22 protein-coding genes are annotated in these 16,683 nt (G+C 63.4%); 11 read left to right on the top strand and 11 right to left on the bottom strand.

Translation table 11 applies throughout. The annotated features are described in order from the left end of the window. Window positions 1-75: 75 nt before the first annotated feature. The gene (locus NKH71_RS14525; protein ID WP_502897215.1) at window positions 76-2,100 is read right to left on the bottom strand and encodes an AI-2E family transporter; all 2,025 of its coding nucleotides are present in this window, start codon (window positions 2,098-2,100) and stop codon (window positions 76-78) included. A gap of 41 nt (window positions 2,101-2,141) precedes the next feature. Further along, window positions 2,142-2,282, bottom strand: coding sequence for a hypothetical protein (locus tag NKH71_RS14520; protein ID WP_156948361.1), 141 nt, complete (start codon window positions 2,280-2,282; stop codon window positions 2,142-2,144). A gap of 63 nt (window positions 2,283-2,345) precedes the next feature. Between NKH71_RS14520 and NKH71_RS14515 the strand changes: the two genes are divergently transcribed. Beyond that, complete coding sequence (locus tag NKH71_RS14515; RefSeq protein WP_352481646.1) at window positions 2,346-2,639, top strand: hypothetical protein; 294 nt, start codon at window positions 2,346-2,348, stop codon at window positions 2,637-2,639. 105 nt (window positions 2,640-2,744) lie between these two features. Here the strand turns inward: NKH71_RS14515 and NKH71_RS14510 are convergent, their stop codons facing one another. Continuing rightward, the gene (locus NKH71_RS14510) at window positions 2,745-3,098 is read right to left on the bottom strand and encodes a cupin domain-containing protein (RefSeq protein WP_023722949.1); all 354 of its coding nucleotides are present in this window, start codon (window positions 3,096-3,098) and stop codon (window positions 2,745-2,747) included. Window positions 3,099-3,262: 164 nt separating this feature from the next. Between NKH71_RS14510 and NKH71_RS14505 the strand changes: the two genes are divergently transcribed. Beyond that, window positions 3,263-3,484, top strand: coding sequence for an alkylphosphonate utilization protein (locus tag NKH71_RS14505; RefSeq protein ID WP_352481647.1), 222 nt, complete (start codon window positions 3,263-3,265; stop codon window positions 3,482-3,484). 198 nt (window positions 3,485-3,682) lie between these two features. Next, a complete protein-coding gene (locus tag NKH71_RS14500) occupies window positions 3,683-5,650 on the top strand; it encodes an acyltransferase family protein (RefSeq protein WP_352481648.1) in 1,968 nt (655 codons plus the stop codon). 251 nt (window positions 5,651-5,901) lie between these two features. Here the strand turns inward: NKH71_RS14500 and NKH71_RS14495 are convergent, their stop codons facing one another. Continuing rightward, a complete protein-coding gene (locus NKH71_RS14495) occupies window positions 5,902-6,102 on the bottom strand; it encodes a hypothetical protein (RefSeq protein WP_023722946.1) in 201 nt (66 codons plus the stop codon). A 296-nt stretch (window positions 6,103-6,398) separates the two neighbouring features. Here NKH71_RS14495 and NKH71_RS14490 point away from each other — a divergent pair, with 296 nt between their 5' ends. Then, window positions 6,399-6,716 carry a hypothetical protein gene (locus tag NKH71_RS14490; RefSeq protein WP_352481649.1) on the top strand — a complete coding sequence of 106 codons (318 nt, stop codon included), beginning with the start codon at window positions 6,399-6,401 and terminating at the stop codon, window positions 6,714-6,716. A gap of 243 nt (window positions 6,717-6,959) precedes the next feature. After that, window positions 6,960-7,262, top strand: coding sequence for a hypothetical protein (locus NKH71_RS14485; protein ID WP_352457316.1), 303 nt, complete (start codon window positions 6,960-6,962; stop codon window positions 7,260-7,262). 44 nt (window positions 7,263-7,306) lie between these two features. Here the strand turns inward: NKH71_RS14485 and NKH71_RS14480 are convergent, their stop codons facing one another. From NKH71_RS14480 to NKH71_RS14470, 3 genes are all read right to left on the bottom strand, one after another. Then, the gene (locus NKH71_RS14480; RefSeq protein WP_352895136.1) at window positions 7,307-7,912 is read right to left on the bottom strand and encodes a DUF6456 domain-containing protein; all 606 of its coding nucleotides are present in this window, start codon (window positions 7,910-7,912) and stop codon (window positions 7,307-7,309) included. 58 nt (window positions 7,913-7,970) lie between these two features. Beyond that, window positions 7,971-8,603: a GcrA cell cycle regulator gene (locus tag NKH71_RS14475; RefSeq protein ID WP_352592743.1), complete on the bottom strand. Its 633-nt coding sequence runs from the start codon at window positions 8,601-8,603 to the stop codon at window positions 7,971-7,973. A 67-nt stretch (window positions 8,604-8,670) separates the two neighbouring features. Next, a complete protein-coding gene (locus tag NKH71_RS14470) occupies window positions 8,671-8,913 on the bottom strand; it encodes a hypothetical protein (RefSeq protein WP_352895135.1) in 243 nt (80 codons plus the stop codon). Between the two features lie 208 nt (window positions 8,914-9,121). On the opposite strand from NKH71_RS14470, the gene NKH71_RS14465 reads away from it, so the two are divergent. Then, window positions 9,122-9,817, top strand: a complete 696-nt coding sequence (locus NKH71_RS14465) for an XRE family transcriptional regulator (protein WP_023722940.1) — start codon at window positions 9,122-9,124, stop codon at window positions 9,815-9,817. Between the two features lie 222 nt (window positions 9,818-10,039). Here NKH71_RS14465 and NKH71_RS14460 read toward each other — a convergent pair whose 3' ends face one another. Then, the gene (locus NKH71_RS14460) at window positions 10,040-10,336 is read right to left on the bottom strand and encodes a hypothetical protein (protein WP_031195369.1); all 297 of its coding nucleotides are present in this window, start codon (window positions 10,334-10,336) and stop codon (window positions 10,040-10,042) included. A gap of 182 nt (window positions 10,337-10,518) precedes the next feature. On the opposite strand from NKH71_RS14460, the gene NKH71_RS14455 reads away from it, so the two are divergent. The 4 genes from NKH71_RS14455 to NKH71_RS14440 all read left to right on the top strand — a co-directional run bounded on the left by NKH71_RS14455 (window position 10,519) and on the right by NKH71_RS14440 (window position 13,050). Continuing rightward, window positions 10,519-10,881, top strand: coding sequence for a hypothetical protein (locus NKH71_RS14455; RefSeq protein ID WP_031195368.1), 363 nt, complete (start codon window positions 10,519-10,521; stop codon window positions 10,879-10,881). Window positions 10,882-10,951: 70 nt separating this feature from the next. Next, window positions 10,952-11,410 carry a GNAT family N-acetyltransferase gene (locus NKH71_RS14450; RefSeq protein ID WP_352895134.1) on the top strand — a complete coding sequence of 153 codons (459 nt, stop codon included), beginning with the start codon at window positions 10,952-10,954 and terminating at the stop codon, window positions 11,408-11,410. Window positions 11,411-11,813: 403 nt separating this feature from the next. Further along, window positions 11,814-12,611: a Y-family DNA polymerase gene (locus tag NKH71_RS14445; protein ID WP_352895133.1), complete on the top strand. Its 798-nt coding sequence runs from the start codon at window positions 11,814-11,816 to the stop codon at window positions 12,609-12,611. Beyond that, window positions 12,583-13,050 carry a DinB/UmuC family translesion DNA polymerase gene (locus NKH71_RS14440; protein WP_352895132.1) on the top strand — a complete coding sequence of 156 codons (468 nt, stop codon included), beginning with the start codon at window positions 12,583-12,585 and terminating at the stop codon, window positions 13,048-13,050. The genes NKH71_RS14445 and NKH71_RS14440 overlap by 29 nt, the downstream gene beginning before the upstream one ends. A gap of 25 nt (window positions 13,051-13,075) precedes the next feature. Here NKH71_RS14440 and NKH71_RS14435 read toward each other — a convergent pair whose 3' ends face one another. Next, a complete protein-coding gene (locus NKH71_RS14435) occupies window positions 13,076-14,596 on the bottom strand; it encodes an FAD-dependent oxidoreductase (protein ID WP_352481713.1) in 1,521 nt (506 codons plus the stop codon). Between the two features lie 197 nt (window positions 14,597-14,793). Then, window positions 14,794-15,372, bottom strand: coding sequence for a DUF2182 domain-containing protein (locus NKH71_RS14430; RefSeq protein ID WP_352895131.1), 579 nt, complete (start codon window positions 15,370-15,372; stop codon window positions 14,794-14,796). On the opposite strand from NKH71_RS14430, the gene NKH71_RS14425 reads away from it, so the two are divergent. Continuing rightward, the gene (locus NKH71_RS14425) at window positions 15,359-15,646 is read left to right on the top strand and encodes a hypothetical protein (protein ID WP_352895130.1); all 288 of its coding nucleotides are present in this window, start codon (window positions 15,359-15,361) and stop codon (window positions 15,644-15,646) included. The genes NKH71_RS14430 and NKH71_RS14425 overlap by 14 nt on opposite strands. Here NKH71_RS14425 and NKH71_RS14420 read toward each other — a convergent pair. Beyond that, entirely contained in the window at window positions 15,625-16,257 is a 633-nt protein-coding gene (locus NKH71_RS14420) for a DUF1326 domain-containing protein (RefSeq protein ID WP_352481656.1), read from the bottom strand. The genes NKH71_RS14425 and NKH71_RS14420 overlap by 22 nt on opposite strands. Between the last annotated feature and the right edge of the window lie 426 nt (window positions 16,258-16,683).

Here is a 16,683-nt window from a genome sequence, read left to right as displayed (position 1 = left end):
ACACCTGATCCGTTTCGCTAATTACCGTTTTCGCGAAAACGGTAATAACACCACTGCCGCAGTCGTTGGCCGCGCTCATTTTGCCGCGGCGAGCGGCTCTTTCTTGCGCGCCGGCGCCAGGCGGCGCATGCGGCGTTTGGCGGTGGTCTTCAGCGCCACCGGCGGATTGCTGGACAACGCACCGAGCACCGCACCGACCATTCCGTGTGCGACGAAATCAGCGTTGATCTCATTGGCCAATTTGGCGGCTGCCTCCTGGTTGTCACTGTCGGGTTCCGACCACAACACGATACCCACCCGCAACCTTGGTTTGGCGCGTTTCAGCCGACGGACCAGGAACCGGCCGTGCTTGACGGAATTCCGGTTCAAAAATCCGACGACGGCGGTATCGATAGCGTCGAGCTCAAGGCGGCGAATGCTCCCCGGTTCCATATCGGCGAAGCTCGCTCTCAACACCGTGGCGCCCTGGACTTCGAGCACCTGTGCGAGCATGGCGGCAGCCGCGTCGTCGAGTTCGCCGCGCCCTCCGGCGCACAGCACCGACATGCCCGTGCCATCCGGTAGTTCGGTGTCGTCCCCGCCCTGAACCTCCCCCTGAACCTGCTTGTCCTCGTGTGAGCCGTTGTCCTCGGCCGCGGCAGTGTCGCCCGCTTCCGCCTCCTCCTGCGCGCTGTCGTCGAGGTTCGCCACCATCGTCAGCGCGCTGCCCGCGACCTGCTGTCTTTGCTCATCGCTCAACACACCACGCACACGGTCCTGCTCGCCGAGCAGAAGTGCGGGAATCGCGACCTTGTCGTAGAACTCGACGAGATATTCTTCCTCCAGCATCTCCTCGGCATGGTCCGTCGCTTCCTCGGGATCGCCGGCCAGCAGCCGCTGGTAAAGCCGGGCGTGCGGTTCGAGCACCGGTTCGTTGCCGAACAGAACGTCGAGGAATTCGAACTGCGGCACATGTCGGCCGAGCACGACGAGGCAGACCGTGAGCGGCGTCGACAGAACGAGGCCCAATGGCCCCCAGAGCCAGGTCCAGAAGATCGCCGCAACGATAATAGCCAACGGCGACAGCCCGGTGCGCGAGCCGTAGAGCCAGGGTTCGATCACGTTGCCGGTGATCAGTTCCACCACCGCGAAAAGCCCGGCGGTCCATAGCACGAGCGACCAGCCGGGCGCCACGGCCAGCGCCAGGAACAGAGGCAGCAGCGTCGCGATAACCGGGCCGATATAGGGAACGAAGCGCAGCGCCAGCGCCAGCAAACCCCACAGCAATGGATTGGGTATGCCCAGCAGCCAAAGTCCGATTGCAATCGGAACGGCATAGACGATGTTCACGACCAATTGCATGAGCAGATAGCGGCCGACGCGCTTGCCGGCATCCTGCAGCGCCTCGGTGGTTCGATGCAGATCGCCGTAGCCGACGAGGCGTATGAAGCGATCGCGCAGGTCCTCCCGCTCGAGCAGCATGAATATGACCACCACGACGATCAGTCCGGCCGATGCCAGCGGGCTCAGCAGCGGGCCGATCAGATTCTGGAGAACCTCGAGCGGTCGTTCGCGCGCGACGATTTCGACCGGGATCGGCTCCCGCGGAGGCTGATCGGCGGCGGGTTGCGCGGGTTCCGGTCTGTCGAGTTCCTGGCCGACGCGTTCGATCACCCGGCTCAATCTGGAAACGATGCCTCCGCCGACGCCGGTTTCCTTGAGCGACCGGACCTTGGTCAGGATATTCGCCTGGTAAAGCGGGATGTTCTGCGCCAGTTCACTGACCTGTGTGGCGACTATGAAGGAGAACAGCGCCAGCGCCGTGAATGCGCCGAGCACGCTGGCGATCACGGCAGGAAGACGCGGAATGCCGGCTCGCTTGAGTGCCGACACCATCGGCACAAGCGCAAAGGTAAGCAGCAGGGCGATTGCGATCGGCAGAAAGACCTCGCGCCCGAAATAGAGCGCCGCGACGGCCGTCACGACCGACGCTACGCTGGGCAACGATGTGCGCGGAAGCGCCCTGGCCGCGGAAACAATGCTCGCCCGCCGGGTCTCCGACAGGTGCGCGCCGTTTCGACTATTTGCCGCCACTTGATACCTCCGCCCCGCCATTGCCATGATCGGGCATATTGAGCCGGCGTGCAACTTCGCAGCCTCTCCTACAGCGAAGCTTTGATTTGCCGTCGTTTGGCTTGCTGCCGGCAGCGCGGCAGCTCCGTCACGGTAGAATTTTTTGCATAAATGGCGGCACCAGCAATCCTGTTCCATGCTTGCGCCAGAACCTGGAACTTTTGGGTCAAAACGCCGTTCCTTCGTAGATCGCTGATGGACAACCTCAAAGCAGCAGCTCAGGAGGAATGATCATGAACATCAAGATGCTTTGCATGGGCGCGATGGCGCTTTCAATGATGACCGGCGCAGCGCTTGCCGCCGGTGCCACTGGCACTTCGGCGCTCGACGATCCGCAGAAAATGTCGCCGTTCTTTACCGATGCCGGCATGAAGACCATGAAGCCGGCAGCCGAATTCAAGACCGCATGGATGGCCATGTCCAAAGAGGACCAGGCGATGATGATGAAGGAATGCGGCGACGAGGCCATTGCCAAGGAGCATGACGATTTCTGCAAGATGACCAAGCAACTCGGCGGCGCCAACTAGGCACGTCGGTTCAGCACAATCGCAGTGGCGGGCAGAGATGCCCGCCATCTTCGTTTTGGGACCCTCGGTTCAGTCGGGCGCAAGCGTCAATCGCACTATTCGGCGTCAGCCGATCCTGACGACAAAGTGCTTGGTCACCGGCTCGATGATCTTCCACGTCCCCTTGAAATCGGCTTCCACCACGAAGGCATCGCCGGGGCCGACTTCGACAGGCGCGCCGCCATCCGGCGTGATGACGATACGGCCGGCTATCATGTGCACGAACTCATAGTCGCTGTAGGTTGCGTGATAGGTGCCCGGGCTCGCCTGCCAGGTTCCCGACATGACCTTGCCGTCCTCGGTAATGTGCTGGACGGCGGTCTTCATGGTCGGCTCGCCTTCGACCACGACCCATCCCGCGAGATCGCCGGTCTCGGCGTTCTCGACGGCGCCGAATTTGAGGATGGTCTTGTCTGTCATGGTCGGCTCCGTCTTGAATTGTGCCGGAATGGCTGCCGGTCAATAGCTGATGCACCTGACCCCGGCAACGCGGCTTGACCCAGCACGCTTGACCTCGCCGCCAACCGTGGGATAGGCCGGGACTGGCCCAACCATCCCCCACCGAAGCCTACGAAAGACCTGCCATGACCGACGCGATCGTACGAGACAGCAATGGCACGGCGCTGCACGAGGGCGACTCCGTGACCCTGATCAAGGATCTCAAGGTCAAAGGCACCTCGGAGACGATCAAGCGCGGCACGCTGGTGAAGAACATTCGCCTCACCGGCAATCCCGGCGAGATCGAATGCAGCACCAGGCAGGTAAAGGGCCTGGTGCTGAAGACCGAGTTTTTGAAAAAGGCGTGAGTGCCTCGGCACCCTTCGTTTCGCTTCAATATCAATCGCTCTCATGACTGAATCGCTCATGTGAGTGAACCGCCCACGCCAGAAGCTGGAGGAGCCGCGCCCTCCCCCTATGTTGCACTGCGTTAGATTTGTTGCATTGCAATATCGGCGCATCGGGTCGAGCCTCTGCGAGGTGGGCATTCCTTGCATGAGGTGATTGTGTCGGCATCATTTCGGCCTGACATCGAAGGGCTGCGCGCGCTGGCGGTGGCGGGTGTCATTGCCTTTCATTTTGGTCTCTCCGGTCTGCCCGGCGGCTTTGCCGGCGTCGACATCTTCTTCGTCATCTCCGGCTACCTGATTACAAAACACCTGGTTACGGAAATCACCGAAACCGGGCGGCTGAATCTCTGGCGCTTCTACGCCCGGCGCGCCCGGCGCCTGTTGCCGGCGGCACTGTTCGTCATCCTCGCCACGCTGTTCGCGGGTTATTTCATCCTGTCGCCGGAGGAACAGGCGCTCTATTCGAAAGGCGCCATGTTCGCCTCCGCCTACATGATCAACCTCTGGCTGATCCGCTGGTCGTTTGACTATTTCGCCGCCGACGCCACCAACAACCCTTTCATCCACTTCTGGTCGCTCTCGGTCGAGGAACAGTTCTACCTGGCATGGCCGGCGCTGCTTCTTGCCGCCGCATGGCTGCGCCCAGGCAAGCGCACCGCTATAATCGTCATCGGCGTCGCAGGCCTAGCCTCCTTCGCCGCCTGCGCCTGGCTGACCGAAGTGTCGCAGCCTTGGGCCTTTTACTTCTCGCCGCTCAGGGCCTGGGAATTCGCCGCCGGCGGCCTCGCCACCATGGCGCCAGCAAGGATCTGGCGCGACCGGCCGCTGCTGGCCACCCTCCAGGCATGCCTCGGGCTGGCGCTGATCGCGTGGGCCTATCTGATGCTGGACGAAGACTCGCCCTTTCCCGGGGTGAATGCGCTGGCGCCTGTCGCCGGCACCGTGCTGCTGCTGCTCAGCGGCAGCGGCCGCAACCTGCCAAGCGCCGTGCTGGCGCTGGCGCCCCTGCAATGGCTGGGCCGGCTTTCCTATTCGCTCTACCTCTGGCATTGGCCGGTCATCGTCTATGCGGCGATGATGGTTCCCAACCTGTCCACGCTTGACCGGCTTGCCTGCGCGGCGCTGACGCTGGTTCTGTCGATGTTCACCTATCATTTCATCGAGAACCCGATCCGCCGCAACGGCTGGCTGATGGCCGGAGCAGCGCGGGCGCTGGTGCCCGCCGTCGCCCTAACCGGCGCCGGCGTGGTCGCGGCCTACGGCAATGCGCGCTTTGCCGAGCACAATCTCAGCCCCGAACAGCACGTCATCGCCGACAGCGCCGCGCAGCTCTCCACCGTGCGCGCGAGCGACGGCGGCTGCGTGCTCGATTTCGAGACCGTCAAGCCGAAACCCTGCATGTTCGGCCGCAAGGACGCCCAGCGCTCGGTCGTGCTGTTCGGCGACTCGCATGCCGACCATTGGTCGACGCCGCTGATCAAGGCGGCCGAGAAGAACAACTTTCGCGTCGTCACCTTTCTCAAATCCTCCTGCCGGGCTTCGCGGGTGACGACCTGGAATTGGCGGCTGAAGCGCGACTACACCGAGTGCGACCAATGGCGCGAGCAGTCGGTCAAGGACATCATCGCGCTCCACCCGCAACTGGTGGTGATCTCAGAATTCTCGATCGGCAATGTGATCAAGGAATCGCCCGAGGAGTTGAAGCACGCCGATTGGCAAGAGCAGTGGCGGACGGGCCTGACCTGGACGCTTCAAGCGTTCAGCCAGGCCGGTATCAAGGTCGCGGTCATCAGGGACGTGCCCTATAACGCAAGCTACGCCGACAAATGCGTGGCGCGGGCGCTGTGGCGGGGACAGACGCCCGCGACATGCGATACGCCGAGGATCATGGCGGCAAATGACGACATCGCCACGATCGAGCGCGACATCGTGCGCTCGACACCCAACGCCAGCTATATCGACATGACCGACCGCTTCTGCGACCAGACCACCTGCCACGTCTTCATCGACGGCAAACTCGCCTTCCGCGACCGCCACCATCTGGCAACGCCCTTCGCCGAGACGCTCGAGCCGGCGGTGGAGCGGGCGCTGTTTTCGGATGTGATGGCGGCGGCTGTGAAGTAACGGTGCCGGCAGCCTTTCCCGCCGAATCCTTCAGGTGGGCTTTGGTGCCACGTTGACCGACACGGCAACCATCCCGGGGTCAGCTAAGGATGAGACCCGCGAGGAAAACGGTAAGGATAAGCGACAGCGGAACTGCAAGAAGGCAGCACAGCTCGAAAGTATTGGCTCGCCAAGAAGTCATTGGGCGCTTTTCCATGTTGGCCTCCTCCCTCAACGGCCAGACCGGGACGGCAGTTCCGCTTAGATGGTGCTCATCCCCACCACTCATCATGCAATTGGCGCAACTCGTTCCGCTTCCTGGTTATCCATCGTGCACGCGCCAGATGTGTCGCCCACGCCCGGAAAGCCCTGTCCGGCTCCTGCTCCGGATCAATGTGCAGAACGATGCGGGCGACCTCACGCCAATCGGTCCCTTCAGCCGACGCGTCGAGCAGCCTGATGTAAGTAAGCATGCGATCTTCGTCATAACCGGTCGGCACTGAAGACGTCGGCGCTGCGTTCGCGATATGAGAGTTTGGCTGCTTTGGCATTGCGACCTACCAGCAATGGCGCACCGTAGCAGCCTATGAAGAAGCCGGCGCCCTTTGATCGGAGGATGCGGATCGAGATTCGCCTCGACGGTCGGCAAATGCGGGCCTCAGGCGGCAGTTCGCCGCCCAGGAGGGCCACGCCTCATCACATCGCGATCCGGTCGACGCATTCCATGTATTTTAGTGGAACCTAATTTAGTTGGCGCAATTATGCATGCGTGAAAAAGCGTGAAATCCAGACTGTCACTGAAAGCTGGCTATCGCGAGATCAGTTGGCCGATGATCCAGTGATTGCCGTCGATTTGACCGAACGAATATTACAGGCGGCCGAAAACGACAGGATCGTCTGCCTCGTCGTGGCAACGGAGCAGCTGGAAACCGACAGCATCGAGAAAGCGGAACCTCAGGAGACCAGGATTGCCGCAAGTTTCGTCCGGGACTTTGAGGTGATGCTGCTTGTTCTTTATGCGGCCTACGCCCTCGCTGTGCTGGGTGCGACCGCCTTCGTTTTGCTGGAACTGGGCCATGTTCTGTAGATCGGCAAGGTGACGGGACTGGCGCTGGCCAATTTGTCGCTGTTTGACGGGATACATAGGGCGCGGACCACAACCCGCTCGGGGCTTGCGTCGGCGGCCCCACCCTGGCGCACAGCCAGACGCGTTTTCGCCCCCGCCGGCGCTAATTTGGGGCTCTCGGTTCGTGGCATCTTGCAAATTTGTGGAACGAGCCTGCCCCTCGGGGGTTTTTCTATTAGAGGGACGTTAAAGAAGGAGGTAGCTATGAAGAAGCTCCTGCTTGCCTCGGTGATCGCCATCGCCTCGGCGGCTTCCGTGATCGGCCCGGCCAATGCCGGCGGTAGTGTCACGATCGGCATCGGCAACGGCTATGACGACGACTATTATTATCGCCATCATCGGTATTCCGATTACGACGATGAGTACGTCCCCCGTTACCGCTATGACGTCTATGACGAGGACTACAGGCCACGCTACCGGTATCACCGGCGCTGCCACACGGAAGTCGTCAAGCACTGGCGTCATCACCACCGGGTTATCGAACGAATCCGTGTCTGCCGTCGTTGACGGATCGATCCGGCCGGCAGTGCCGGCCGGATCGGTGGACCTCCTCACCGCGGCTTGCGCATCAGCATCATGCCGTAGTGCACGGCCAAAATGTCGAGCCCGATCTTGAGTAGTTTCACCACCACGTCGCGCGGCTCGCCGGCCTGTTCGGCCAGGCTCTTCACCGTTGCGTCGGCACAGCAGACCTTTTGCACGATGCCGGCGATCTCCCAATGGGCAAGCGCCCTCGTGGCCTCGGCATGGTCGCGGCCGGCGGACAGGATGTGATCGGCGACACCGCTGCCAGTGCGGCCGCCGTCGACGCGCTCGGCCCAGGCCATCGGCTTGGCGCTTGCCTCCGACGAGTTGCGGAAATCCTGGCGGTAGCGCATGCCTGCCTCGCGCTGCTGGCGCGACAATGAGGTGAGGCCGGTCAGCGGGTCGACATTGCGCACCCGCACGATGCCGCCGGTCACGGTGTGGCCGTCATTGGAAACCTCATAGAGGCGCGCCGCCTCCTGCGTTCCCTTGGCCAGCCGCTTGCGGCCGAACCGGTCGTCCTGCAGCGCGAAATCATGGCCGATCTCCTTGCGGATGCGCACCTGCTCGGCCTCGCCCTTCGGCAATCGCGGTAGCCTGGCTTTGGTCTTTTGGGCGGTTTTGTTGCTCATCGGCTCTGTCCTCCTGGTCTGTCGTCGGGCTCTGGCGAATTTCCGTATCCAGCGGGGCTCAAATAGCTTTGGCCGGCAGCGTGCGCAGGAAGCGCGCCGCGTGATAGGCGCAGTAGCTTTTCGAAGGCCTTGTGCGCAGCCCGCAGCACAGCATGTCCAAACCGGGGCGGCTGCCGGGGGCGTCGTTTCCCGCATCCTCCTGCGGCGTCGTGTCGAGCGGCGCGCGGCAGCGGTCGAACAGGCAATCGATGAAGCGCATGGCGACGAAGTGCGGCTGGCGGCCGCCGGCGGCGATCGGGCGCGGCGCCGGCATTTCGAGCGGCTCGCCATCGGACCCCGTGATCCGAACCGGACCCGGCTGCCAGGCCGGCGGCGCCAGCCTGGCCGACAGCCTTGCCGGGCGGCAGTGATGCTCGGCCGGTACTGCCCCTGCCTGGCCGGCAGGGTTCGACGGCTCTGGCGCCGATTTTCCATGCCGGCCGCCCGACCGTCCGCTACGCCAGCCCTTGGATCTGGCAAGGCCGATGGCGTGCAGACGGGCGGTGCGGTGGACGATGCCGATGATCGCCGCGCGCGAGGCCGGGCGGCCGCGCTGCGCACTCAGCCGGGCGGCGATCTTCGCGGCCGACAGCCCACTCATCAGCCAGTTCTCGATTTGTTCCAATTCGGAGGGGGAATAGCGGGCGGCCATGACGTTTTATTCCCTGCAAAGGTGGTTGTGTGGCGCCGGCTTCGCCGGCCTCAGGCTCGAAAGCCGGTCAGCCCTCGCGTGGCCTGCTACGATCGAGCTTCATCCCGGCCGCCTGCCTTGTTGCGCCGGAGACTGCCTTGGCCGCCCGCTTGTCGAAGGCGATGACCGTGCCGTCTTCGGTGCGGATGCAGGAAACCGCGGCATCCGCATTGCCGGCCGGCAGGCAATTCGTGGCCGGAGCCGTGAGGGGAACGGCTCCGGCCGTTCCGGCCGCTTGCGCTGCCGGATCCGAGGCGCGAGCCTCGGGCATCGTCCCGGCCGGGGAGGAGGACAGCCAGGACGAAGGGGAAAAGGTTGGCACATGACTACCGCGGCCGCCTCCTTGGCGCTGGGGGGCGGATTCGAGGACCGAAAGCTGGCGGAGCGACTTGTGCATGGCCACATAAGAGCATAACTTAAGACATAATGCAAGCGATTCTTGCATAGACGAAACCGAATCTTGTGCCTCAGATGGAGCCATGGTGAAAACTGCACTGTCGATCAAGGTCGGGGCGGCGATCCGCCGGGCGCGCAAGCAGCGCGGCCTGGTGATGCGCCACATTGCCGAGCACAACGACACCGACGTCGCTGCCGTCGGCAATTGGGAAACCGGGCGCAACCTGCCCAAGACCGAGAACCTTTTGAAGACCGCCGCCTTCCTGCGCGTCGACCCGGTGGCGCTCGGCAAGGGCGAGGTCGTCTTCCTCGAAGATGCCGGGCCGGTCGCCGATGCCGAGATCGTCACCGATCCCGGCCCCCTGCCCGCCGGGCCGATGGACATCCAGCTTCTCGGCACCGCCGTCGGCGGCGACGATGGCGACTTCACCTTCAACGGCCAGCCGGCCGGCTATGTCCAGCGGCCGCCGGGGATCCGGCATCTGCGCAACGTGTTTGCGCTGCACGTGCTGAGCGATTCGATGGTGCCGCGCTACGAGCCCGGCGAGATGATCTATTGCGGCGGCCGCGAGGCCGTGCCCGGCGACCATGTGGTGATCGAGACGCTGCCCGAGGAGAACGAGCAAAACGGCAAGGCCTTCATCAAGAAGCTGGTCAAGCGCACCGCCGCCGAGCTGATCGTCGAGCAATACAATCCGCCCAAGACGCTGACCTTCAACCGCTACGCCATCAAGAACGTCTTCCGCGTCATCCCGCTCAAGGAACTGCTGGGGTATTGACGGGCGCTTGTTGCCTTCTCCCCTTGTGGGAGAAGGTGGATCGGCGCACAGCGCCGAGCCGGATGAGGGTGCTGGAAGGAACGCGGCGGAGGAAATGTAGACGCCATTTTAAGCACTTACGCCATCAAGGTAGCGATCCGTCCAACACCCCTCATCCGACCGATCTTCGCTCGGCCACCTTCTCCCACAAGGGGAGAAGGGAAGAGCAGCACGCCCTCCCCCTCAAGCCCGCCTCGATTGCTCCAGCTCTCGACCGTTGAGCAGGCGCGCCTCGGCGCGGGCTCGCTGCCGGTCGTCGATGAAGGCAGCCTGGATCGAAACGGCGGCGCCCGGCAGGCCGTCGGCCCGGCAGGCCTTGCAGATCAGGCGCCCGGAAAGTGCTGATAGCGGTGTCTCCGGCCTCACCCCATGCCGCTTGAGCTCGGCCGGCTTCCACCACCTGTTGCGGCCGCAATCGATGCACTCGACGGCAATCGAGACGACATCGGCGATCGTCGCTTCCTTGCCCGCTAATGCCATGGCCATCCCCATCGTTGTTCCTGCTTTGTTCACATTATCGGTTTTCGAGGCGGAGTCGAGTCGGTTCCGCTTACACCAACGTGAAAGTTTTTGTTCATTTATTTGAGTTATGCTTCTATACCATGCAAGCTGGAATCGGCGCAGCCGCGGCCGCTCCGTCCACCGAATGCAAGGGAGTGACGATGGACCTCGCCCAGTTCGCCCAGGCCTGCGGTTATGCCGGCGACAGCCCGGCCATGCTTGCCGCCTTCGCGGCCATCCGCCAGGACGGCATCCGCACGGCGCGCCAGGGCCATCGCCAGCGCAAGGCGGCGATCGACCGGATGAAGCCGAGCCGCGCTTTGTTCCTGGCGGCGATCCGCCCGGCGCAGTCGGCCGAGGAGGCGATCGAGGACGCCGCCCGCTTCCTGTCGATGTTCCGCAACATGCCGCACTGGCGACAGGAAAGGCGCAGCGCCGACCTCGCCCGCGCCAGGCAGCAGCGCCTCTTCGCCCGCTTCTTCCGCCGCTACGGCTATCGCCTCTGGGCGTTGGAGGCCGCCTGAAGACGCGCGCCCCCCTTGCAGTCAAAACGGATATTGCGATCGCCAACACTGCGCCGTATGTCTCCGCGCGATGAGCGAGATCGAATTCCGTCGTGCCCAGGCGCCCGACCTGCCGGCGATCGTTGCAATGCTTGCCGACGATGCGCTCGGCGCAGACCGGGAAGACCCGTCCACGCCGCTCGCGCCATCCTATCTCGATGCCTTCAGCGCGATCGATGCCGATCCCAACCAGTTGCTGGCCGTGGCCGTCGAGGGCGAGCAAGTGGTCGGGACCCTGCAACTCACCTTCCTTCCGGGTATCTCCAGGAAGGGTGCCTGGCGCGGCCAGATCGAAGGCGTTCGCGTCGCCCGGCAATGGCGCTCTCGCGGCGTCGGCAAGCTGATGATCGAATGGGCGATTGAAGCGTGCCGTTCGCGCGGCTGCAGCCTCATTCAGCTCACCACGGACAACAGTCGACGGGAAGCGCACACCTTCTACGAGCGCCTCGGTTTCACCGCCAGCCATCTCGGCTACAAGATGGCGCTGTAGGTCGCTGCAGCAGGCGCCGTCGGCGAAGCTGCCGATCTCCCCCCTTGCGGGGGAGATGCCCGGCAGGGCAGAGGGGGGTGCTGTCCCTCCGACCTGTCAACCAATCGGAGCCAAACCCTCAGGCTGATTCGAGTTGGCAACAACTGAAGTCGAAGTTGGCGATCCGTCCCACCCCCCTCTGTCCTGCCGGACATCTCCCCCGCAAGGGGGGAGATTGGATGTTGCTTCGACTTTCGCCAACCACCAACGCTGGAACGCAGGCAGACAGAGGGCGCCAAACTGAAACAATTGCCCTTCACCTGCCCTCCGCGCCGCTTGACAATCCGCCCACAATGTTCTCTTTATGTTCTCATCAAAACTCTAGACAAGGCGGCGTTCGAACCGCCGCGGGCGAACGGGCCGGATGGAAGCCAACATCCTCCACGCGGATCTGGATGCCTTCTATGCCTCGGTCGAACAACTGCTCGACCCAGCCTTGCGCGGCAAGCCGATTGCCGTCGGCGGCGGGGTAGTGCTCGCCGCATCCTATGAAGCCAAGGCGTTCGGCGTGCGCGGCGGCATGCCGGGACGGCGGGCGCGGGAACTCTGCCCGCAACTCATTTTCGTCGGCGGCCATTTCAAGGACTATCAGCGGCTGGGCGATGCGGCAATCAAGGTGCTGGGCGATTTCACGCCGGTGGTCGAGCGAATTTCCATCGACGAGGCCTTTGCCGACGTCGCCGGCTGCACCCACCTGTTCGGCTCGCCGGCCGAGATCGCCGGCAAGATCCGCCACCGCGTGCGGGCAGAGCTCGGCCTGCCGATCTCGGTCGGCGTAGCCCGCACCAAGCATCTGGCCAAGATCGCCTCACAGGTCGCAAAACCCGACGGGCGGGTGGTGGTCGATCCGCGCCACGAGCTGGAGTTCCTGCACCACCTGCCGGTCGAGCTGATGTGGGGTGTCGGCCCGGTCACCAGGGAGCGGCTGGCCGGCATCGGCGTCAACACCATCGGCGAGCTGGCGAAGACCAACGATGGCGCGCTGGAGCGCCTGCTCGGGCCGGCGGCGGGAGAAAAACTCAACGCGCTGGCGTGGAAACCGCGATCCGCGCAAGCTGGAGACGCAGCGCCGGGCGCGCTCGGCCGGCGCGCAATCGGCGCTCGGCCGAAAACCGGCCGAGGAGCAGGTCTTCGTGCCTGCGCTGCTGCATCTGGCCGATAGGGTCGCCACAAGATTGCGGGCGAAATCCCGCCCCGGCCGCACGGTGACGGTTCGCGTCCGCTTTGCCGACCTGCGCTCGGTGACGCGCTCGATCACGCTCGACCAGCCGATATCGGCAACCGCCATGCTGGCCGAGATCGCCGAGGCGCTGGTGCGCAAGGTGCTCATCGACCATCCGCACGAAAAGACAATCTCGCTGCTGGCGATCGCTGTCTCGCATCTGGAGCAGCATGCCGGCCTGCAACTGGAACTGCCGCTCGGGCTCGACCGCTGCCGCCCCGGCACCAGGAAGGGCGCGGCGCGCTGGACCGCAGATCGCGCCGTCGACAAGATCCGCGACCGCTTCGGCTGGGAGGCGGTCGGCTACGCCTCGGTCGCGCTCGGACTGTCGCGGTCCGTTCCCGACGCGTTTCGCGAGCTCGCCGAAAAGGAATTGTGAGCTGCGCGGCCGGGGCGAAAAAAGATTATCCGGCAGGAGCCAGGGGCGATACGGCCGGCCCGTTCAAAGCCGTGCCATCGACGGCAAAATGCGAGCCGTGGCAGGGGCAGTCCCAGCAGCGTTCCAGCGAGTTCCAATGGACATGGCAGCCGACATGGGTACATGCGGCCGAGCGTTTGTAGAGCGTGCCGTCCTCGTCGCGAAAGGCCGCGACTTTGGTAAGACCTTCGCGGACGATGGCGCCCTGCCCCGGCCGCAGCTTGTCGGCGGAATCGATTTCACCAGGCGCGACATACTCGGCAAAACTCCTGATCGCTGTCGCATTCTCCGCTAGATAATCGGCGATCGCCCGTACCGTCTTGCGAGAGGGTTCGTAAAGTTCCCGCCAGGGGCTTTCCCCCTTCAGAATCAGGTCCGAAATCAACAGGCCTGCCACGACCCCATGGGTGATGCCCTGGCCGGAATCGCCGGTAGCAACGAAGACTCGCCGATCACCGGGATTGCGGCCGATGAACCCGGCATAGTCGACCGTCTCCATCACCTGCCCGGACCATCGATTGGCTTCCGCGCCGAGATCGGGCACCAATTTTTTGATCCAGGCCGCCAGGGCCGTGAAGCGGTGGTCGGCGTCGTCGGCCTGCCCTGTCTTATGGTCTTCACCACCGACGATCAGAAAGTCGGTCTTGCCTTCGCCAGGCTGCAGACGGACGTAGTGATAGGGGTCCAGCGTGTCCCAATAGAGTGCATCCGGCAAAACGTCGCGCGCGATCTCGAACGACATGGCGTAGGTCCGATACGGCGCCTGCTTGGTATGGAGCGCGACCCGATCGTTGATCGGCGAGTTGGTGGCGACAACGGCCGACCTGGCAGACACGGCAAAGCCCGAGACCGTGCTTACGCGCACGCCGCCGTCGGTCTCCTCGACCTTATCGACGATGGTCTCCGCATAAAGCGCGCCGCCGTGCGCGCGGATGCCGGCAGCCAGCCCGCGGAGATATTTGAGCGGGTGGAATGTCGCCTGATTGGCGTAGCGAAGGATCGGTGCATCCGAAAAGCCTGCAAACGGCACGCCTGCGGTTTTCTCGACGTCGACCCCGATCTTCAGAGCGGCGTCCAGTTCGCGCTCGATGACGGATTCCTTCCTGCCCGACGCCGGAAACAGAAAACCGTCGAGGCGGCGGAAATCACACGCCATACCCTCCGCCTCCAGGATCGATTGGATACGGTCAATAGCGGCCGACTGGCTTTGATAGTAAATCCGCGCCAGTTCCTCGCCGCGCAATTTGATCAGTTCCGAAAAATAGTCATCGCAGATCGATGACAGGTGCGCGGTGGTGCGGGCCGTCATGCCGCTTCCGATCCGGCCGCGATCGAGCACCGCCACCTTTTGCCCGGCGATGGCCAGTTCGTAGGCGACCGACAGTCCGACAATGCCAGATCCGACGACCACGACATCGACCTGTTCACTCCGCTCGAGCGGAACCGCATCAGGCGCGACTTCGGTTCTCGCCCAAACGGATACAGTCCTTTCGTCGCCGACATTCATGGCGGAGCCCTTCATACCCGACATTCGGATAAACGGACGCCAGGATTCAAAGTTCCTTGACGCCTGAATGCCTGCGTAAGCTTGACGTCACCGCCGGTCCGCCCCGACGCGTTGTGAGCCGGCCTGGCTGGGGCGGTGCACTTGGCGCCAGGAGCGATCGTTTCCTGCAAATGCGACATTCGAGGCGGCCCTGGTCGTCAGACCAAAAGCGTTGCGCTGCCCCAGGCGATCAGGGCGATGCCGGCCGCCCGGCCAACCCACTGGCCGACAGGAAACACCTTTTCAACCAGCACCAGAATAGCGAGCCCGGCAACCCACACCAGATTCATTATGCCACCCACGAACAACAACGCCATCAGCATCCAGCAGCATCCGACACAAAACGCCCCGTGCAGTGCGCCCAAACGCAGCGCGCCAAGCGCGTGGGGACGCCAGTGTCGGGAAAGGAATGCTGTTGGTGCCCTGCAATGCGACAGGCAGGCGTTCTTGAGCGGCGAGAGCTGATACAGGCCCGCGGCGATCAGGACGATGCCCGAAAGCCAGCGGCTCTGCGAACTCATCATCGCCGCGGTAACGACCGCCTCGCGTTCGAGCAGCCAATGCAACGCAGCTGCCGCGACGGAGAACCCCAGCCAGACCAGGAGGTAGCCTGCCATAAATACGCCGGTGGGCGCGAGCTTGTCCTGGATCTGCCCTTGTGCGAGCGCATGGCGATGCACGCGCGCATAGAGCAGGACAGTCGGCGCCGCGCTCGGAGACATCATGGCGATCATCATGACCCACCACATGGCGATCATCAGCGCCCAGTTCGCCGCCCCCCAGACCCGCGGTTCCGTCGCCGTGGCCATTGCGCTCATGTCCATGCCGGGCATGTCCATGCCAGACATATCGGAGGTCATGTCGGCGGTTTGCTGGTGGGGGAATAGCGCGACCCTCGTCATCTCCCAGCGCCGCCACGCCCGCAATCGTGATGACGCGGTCGCGTCTGAGCAGCCGTTCCAGTGGCGACCCACCGTCCATGCGGCGCGTCAGGCTCGCACCACCCCGTGATTGTTGAGATGCAGCCGGGCGAACTGGCCGTAACTGTCCTTCATATTCACCTGAACCGGCCCGCTGGTTGTGCTTGAAGCGCTGCCGATCTCGGCGACCGCATATTCGAAGCCGTTCGGCAACACGATCTGAGCGCGCGAGTCCGCGCCCGTCACCTTGTTGCGAATCGGTTCGCCGACCGTTTCGATGTAGTCCTTGACGAAGATGCGGCCCCTGCGGCCGTCGATATCGAGGTCGAGATCGATCTTGGTGAAAACCGGCTCATTCATTTTTGTCACGGTTGAGGCGTAGACGGCGAACATCGTCGCGAACGGGTCGGTGTCCTGGCCGGTCATGATGCGCAGCAGCGCGTCACGCTGCCGGTCGGTTGCATTCTCGTCGACGAAAGCGATGGCTTCGCCATTGCCTTCGTGGATCGCGCCAGGCCATTTGAAGATCGCGGCGATCCGCAGGCCGTCGAGAGCGGTTTCGCCATGATGACCTTCGTCAATCTGGATGCCCGCCACCGCATGGCAATGGCCTTTGTCGGGCAGCGCATTGAATTGACAGTTGCAGCCATATTCGCAGGTGCAATTGACGAGTTCCCGTCCCTTGATTTCCCAAGACGTCATGCTGTCCTCCCTGATGCGAAGTATTAGACCATCATCATACACCTGCGCCGGCCGTGCCGCCATCCTGTGGCGCCAAGAGTGATCGCGACAAGAGGCGGCAGGCCAATGCGGTTTCTTGTCGAATTTGGGTGAACATACCCCCCGGAGATGGCGGGGCGATATCGGAACGGCAGACGTGGGTCGAAACAAGCGTTTCCGAGCGCAACCCGCCAAGGTCCGGAAATGACCCAGAAGGGGCGTTCGGCAGCGATCCGAGCAGCAAGGATTTGGCAGGACCGGAAATCGGCATGGAATGCCGCAATCATCATCATGTCCCGTCCAAGTTGTGGACACTTCCTTCTCAAAGGCGCACTCTTGGCATGCGAAACGCGAGCCAGAGTTTCGTCCAACGCTTCACATGCCTGACTTGCGTCGGTGATTGTCTGA

It is taken from the genome of Mesorhizobium sp. M0983 (assembly GCF_040318975.1).
GTDB lineage: Bacteria > Pseudomonadota > Alphaproteobacteria > Rhizobiales > Rhizobiaceae > Mesorhizobium.
Note: the sequence above shows the minus strand (reverse complement) of the source record. Positions and strands in the feature narration are given on the sequence as shown.

Excerpts from the sequence above, each read along its gene's own strand:
- NKH71_RS14475 (WP_352592743.1), bottom strand. The coding sequence starts at position 8,603 with ATGGCCGCCCGCTATTCCCCCTCCGAATTGGAACAAATCGAGAACTGG.
- NKH71_RS14445 (WP_352895133.1), top strand. The coding sequence starts at position 11,814 with ATGGAAGCCAACATCCTCCACGCGGATCTGGATGCCTTCTATGCCTCG.
- NKH71_RS14425 (WP_352895130.1), top strand. The coding sequence starts at position 15,359 with ATGGCGATCATCATGACCCACCACATGGCGATCATCAGCGCCCAGTTC.
- NKH71_RS14485 (WP_352457316.1), top strand. The coding sequence starts at position 6,960 with ATGAAGAAGCTCCTGCTTGCCTCGGTGATCGCCATCGCCTCGGCGGCT.
- NKH71_RS14435 (WP_352481713.1), bottom strand. The coding sequence starts at position 14,596 with ATGAATGTCGGCGACGAAAGGACTGTATCCGTTTGGGCGAGAACCGAA.
- NKH71_RS14465 (WP_023722940.1), top strand. The coding sequence starts at position 9,122 with ATGGTGAAAACTGCACTGTCGATCAAGGTCGGGGCGGCGATCCGCCGG.
- NKH71_RS14510 (WP_023722949.1), bottom strand. The coding sequence starts at position 3,098 with ATGACAGACAAGACCATCCTCAAATTCGGCGCCGTCGAGAACGCCGAG.
- NKH71_RS14495 (WP_023722946.1), bottom strand. The coding sequence starts at position 6,102 with ATGCTTACTTACATCAGGCTGCTCGACGCGTCGGCTGAAGGGACCGAT.
- NKH71_RS14455 (WP_031195368.1), top strand. The coding sequence starts at position 10,519 with ATGGACCTCGCCCAGTTCGCCCAGGCCTGCGGTTATGCCGGCGACAGC.
- NKH71_RS14450 (WP_352895134.1), top strand. The coding sequence starts at position 10,952 with ATGAGCGAGATCGAATTCCGTCGTGCCCAGGCGCCCGACCTGCCGGCG.
- NKH71_RS14515 (WP_352481646.1), top strand. The coding sequence starts at position 2,346 with ATGAACATCAAGATGCTTTGCATGGGCGCGATGGCGCTTTCAATGATG.
- NKH71_RS14525 (WP_502897215.1), bottom strand. The coding sequence starts at position 2,100 with ATGGCAATGGCGGGGCGGAGGTATCAAGTGGCGGCAAATAGTCGAAAC.
- NKH71_RS14470 (WP_352895135.1), bottom strand. The coding sequence starts at position 8,913 with ATGCCCGAGGCTCGCGCCTCGGATCCGGCAGCGCAAGCGGCCGGAACG.
- NKH71_RS14460 (WP_031195369.1), bottom strand. The coding sequence starts at position 10,336 with ATGGCATTAGCGGGCAAGGAAGCGACGATCGCCGATGTCGTCTCGATT.
- NKH71_RS14430 (WP_352895131.1), bottom strand. The coding sequence starts at position 15,372 with ATGATGATCGCCATGATGTCTCCGAGCGCGGCGCCGACTGTCCTGCTC.
- NKH71_RS14420 (WP_352481656.1), bottom strand. The coding sequence starts at position 16,257 with ATGACGTCTTGGGAAATCAAGGGACGGGAACTCGTCAATTGCACCTGC.
- NKH71_RS14480 (WP_352895136.1), bottom strand. The coding sequence starts at position 7,912 with ATGAGCAACAAAACCGCCCAAAAGACCAAAGCCAGGCTACCGCGATTG.
- NKH71_RS14505 (WP_352481647.1), top strand. The coding sequence starts at position 3,263 with ATGACCGACGCGATCGTACGAGACAGCAATGGCACGGCGCTGCACGAG.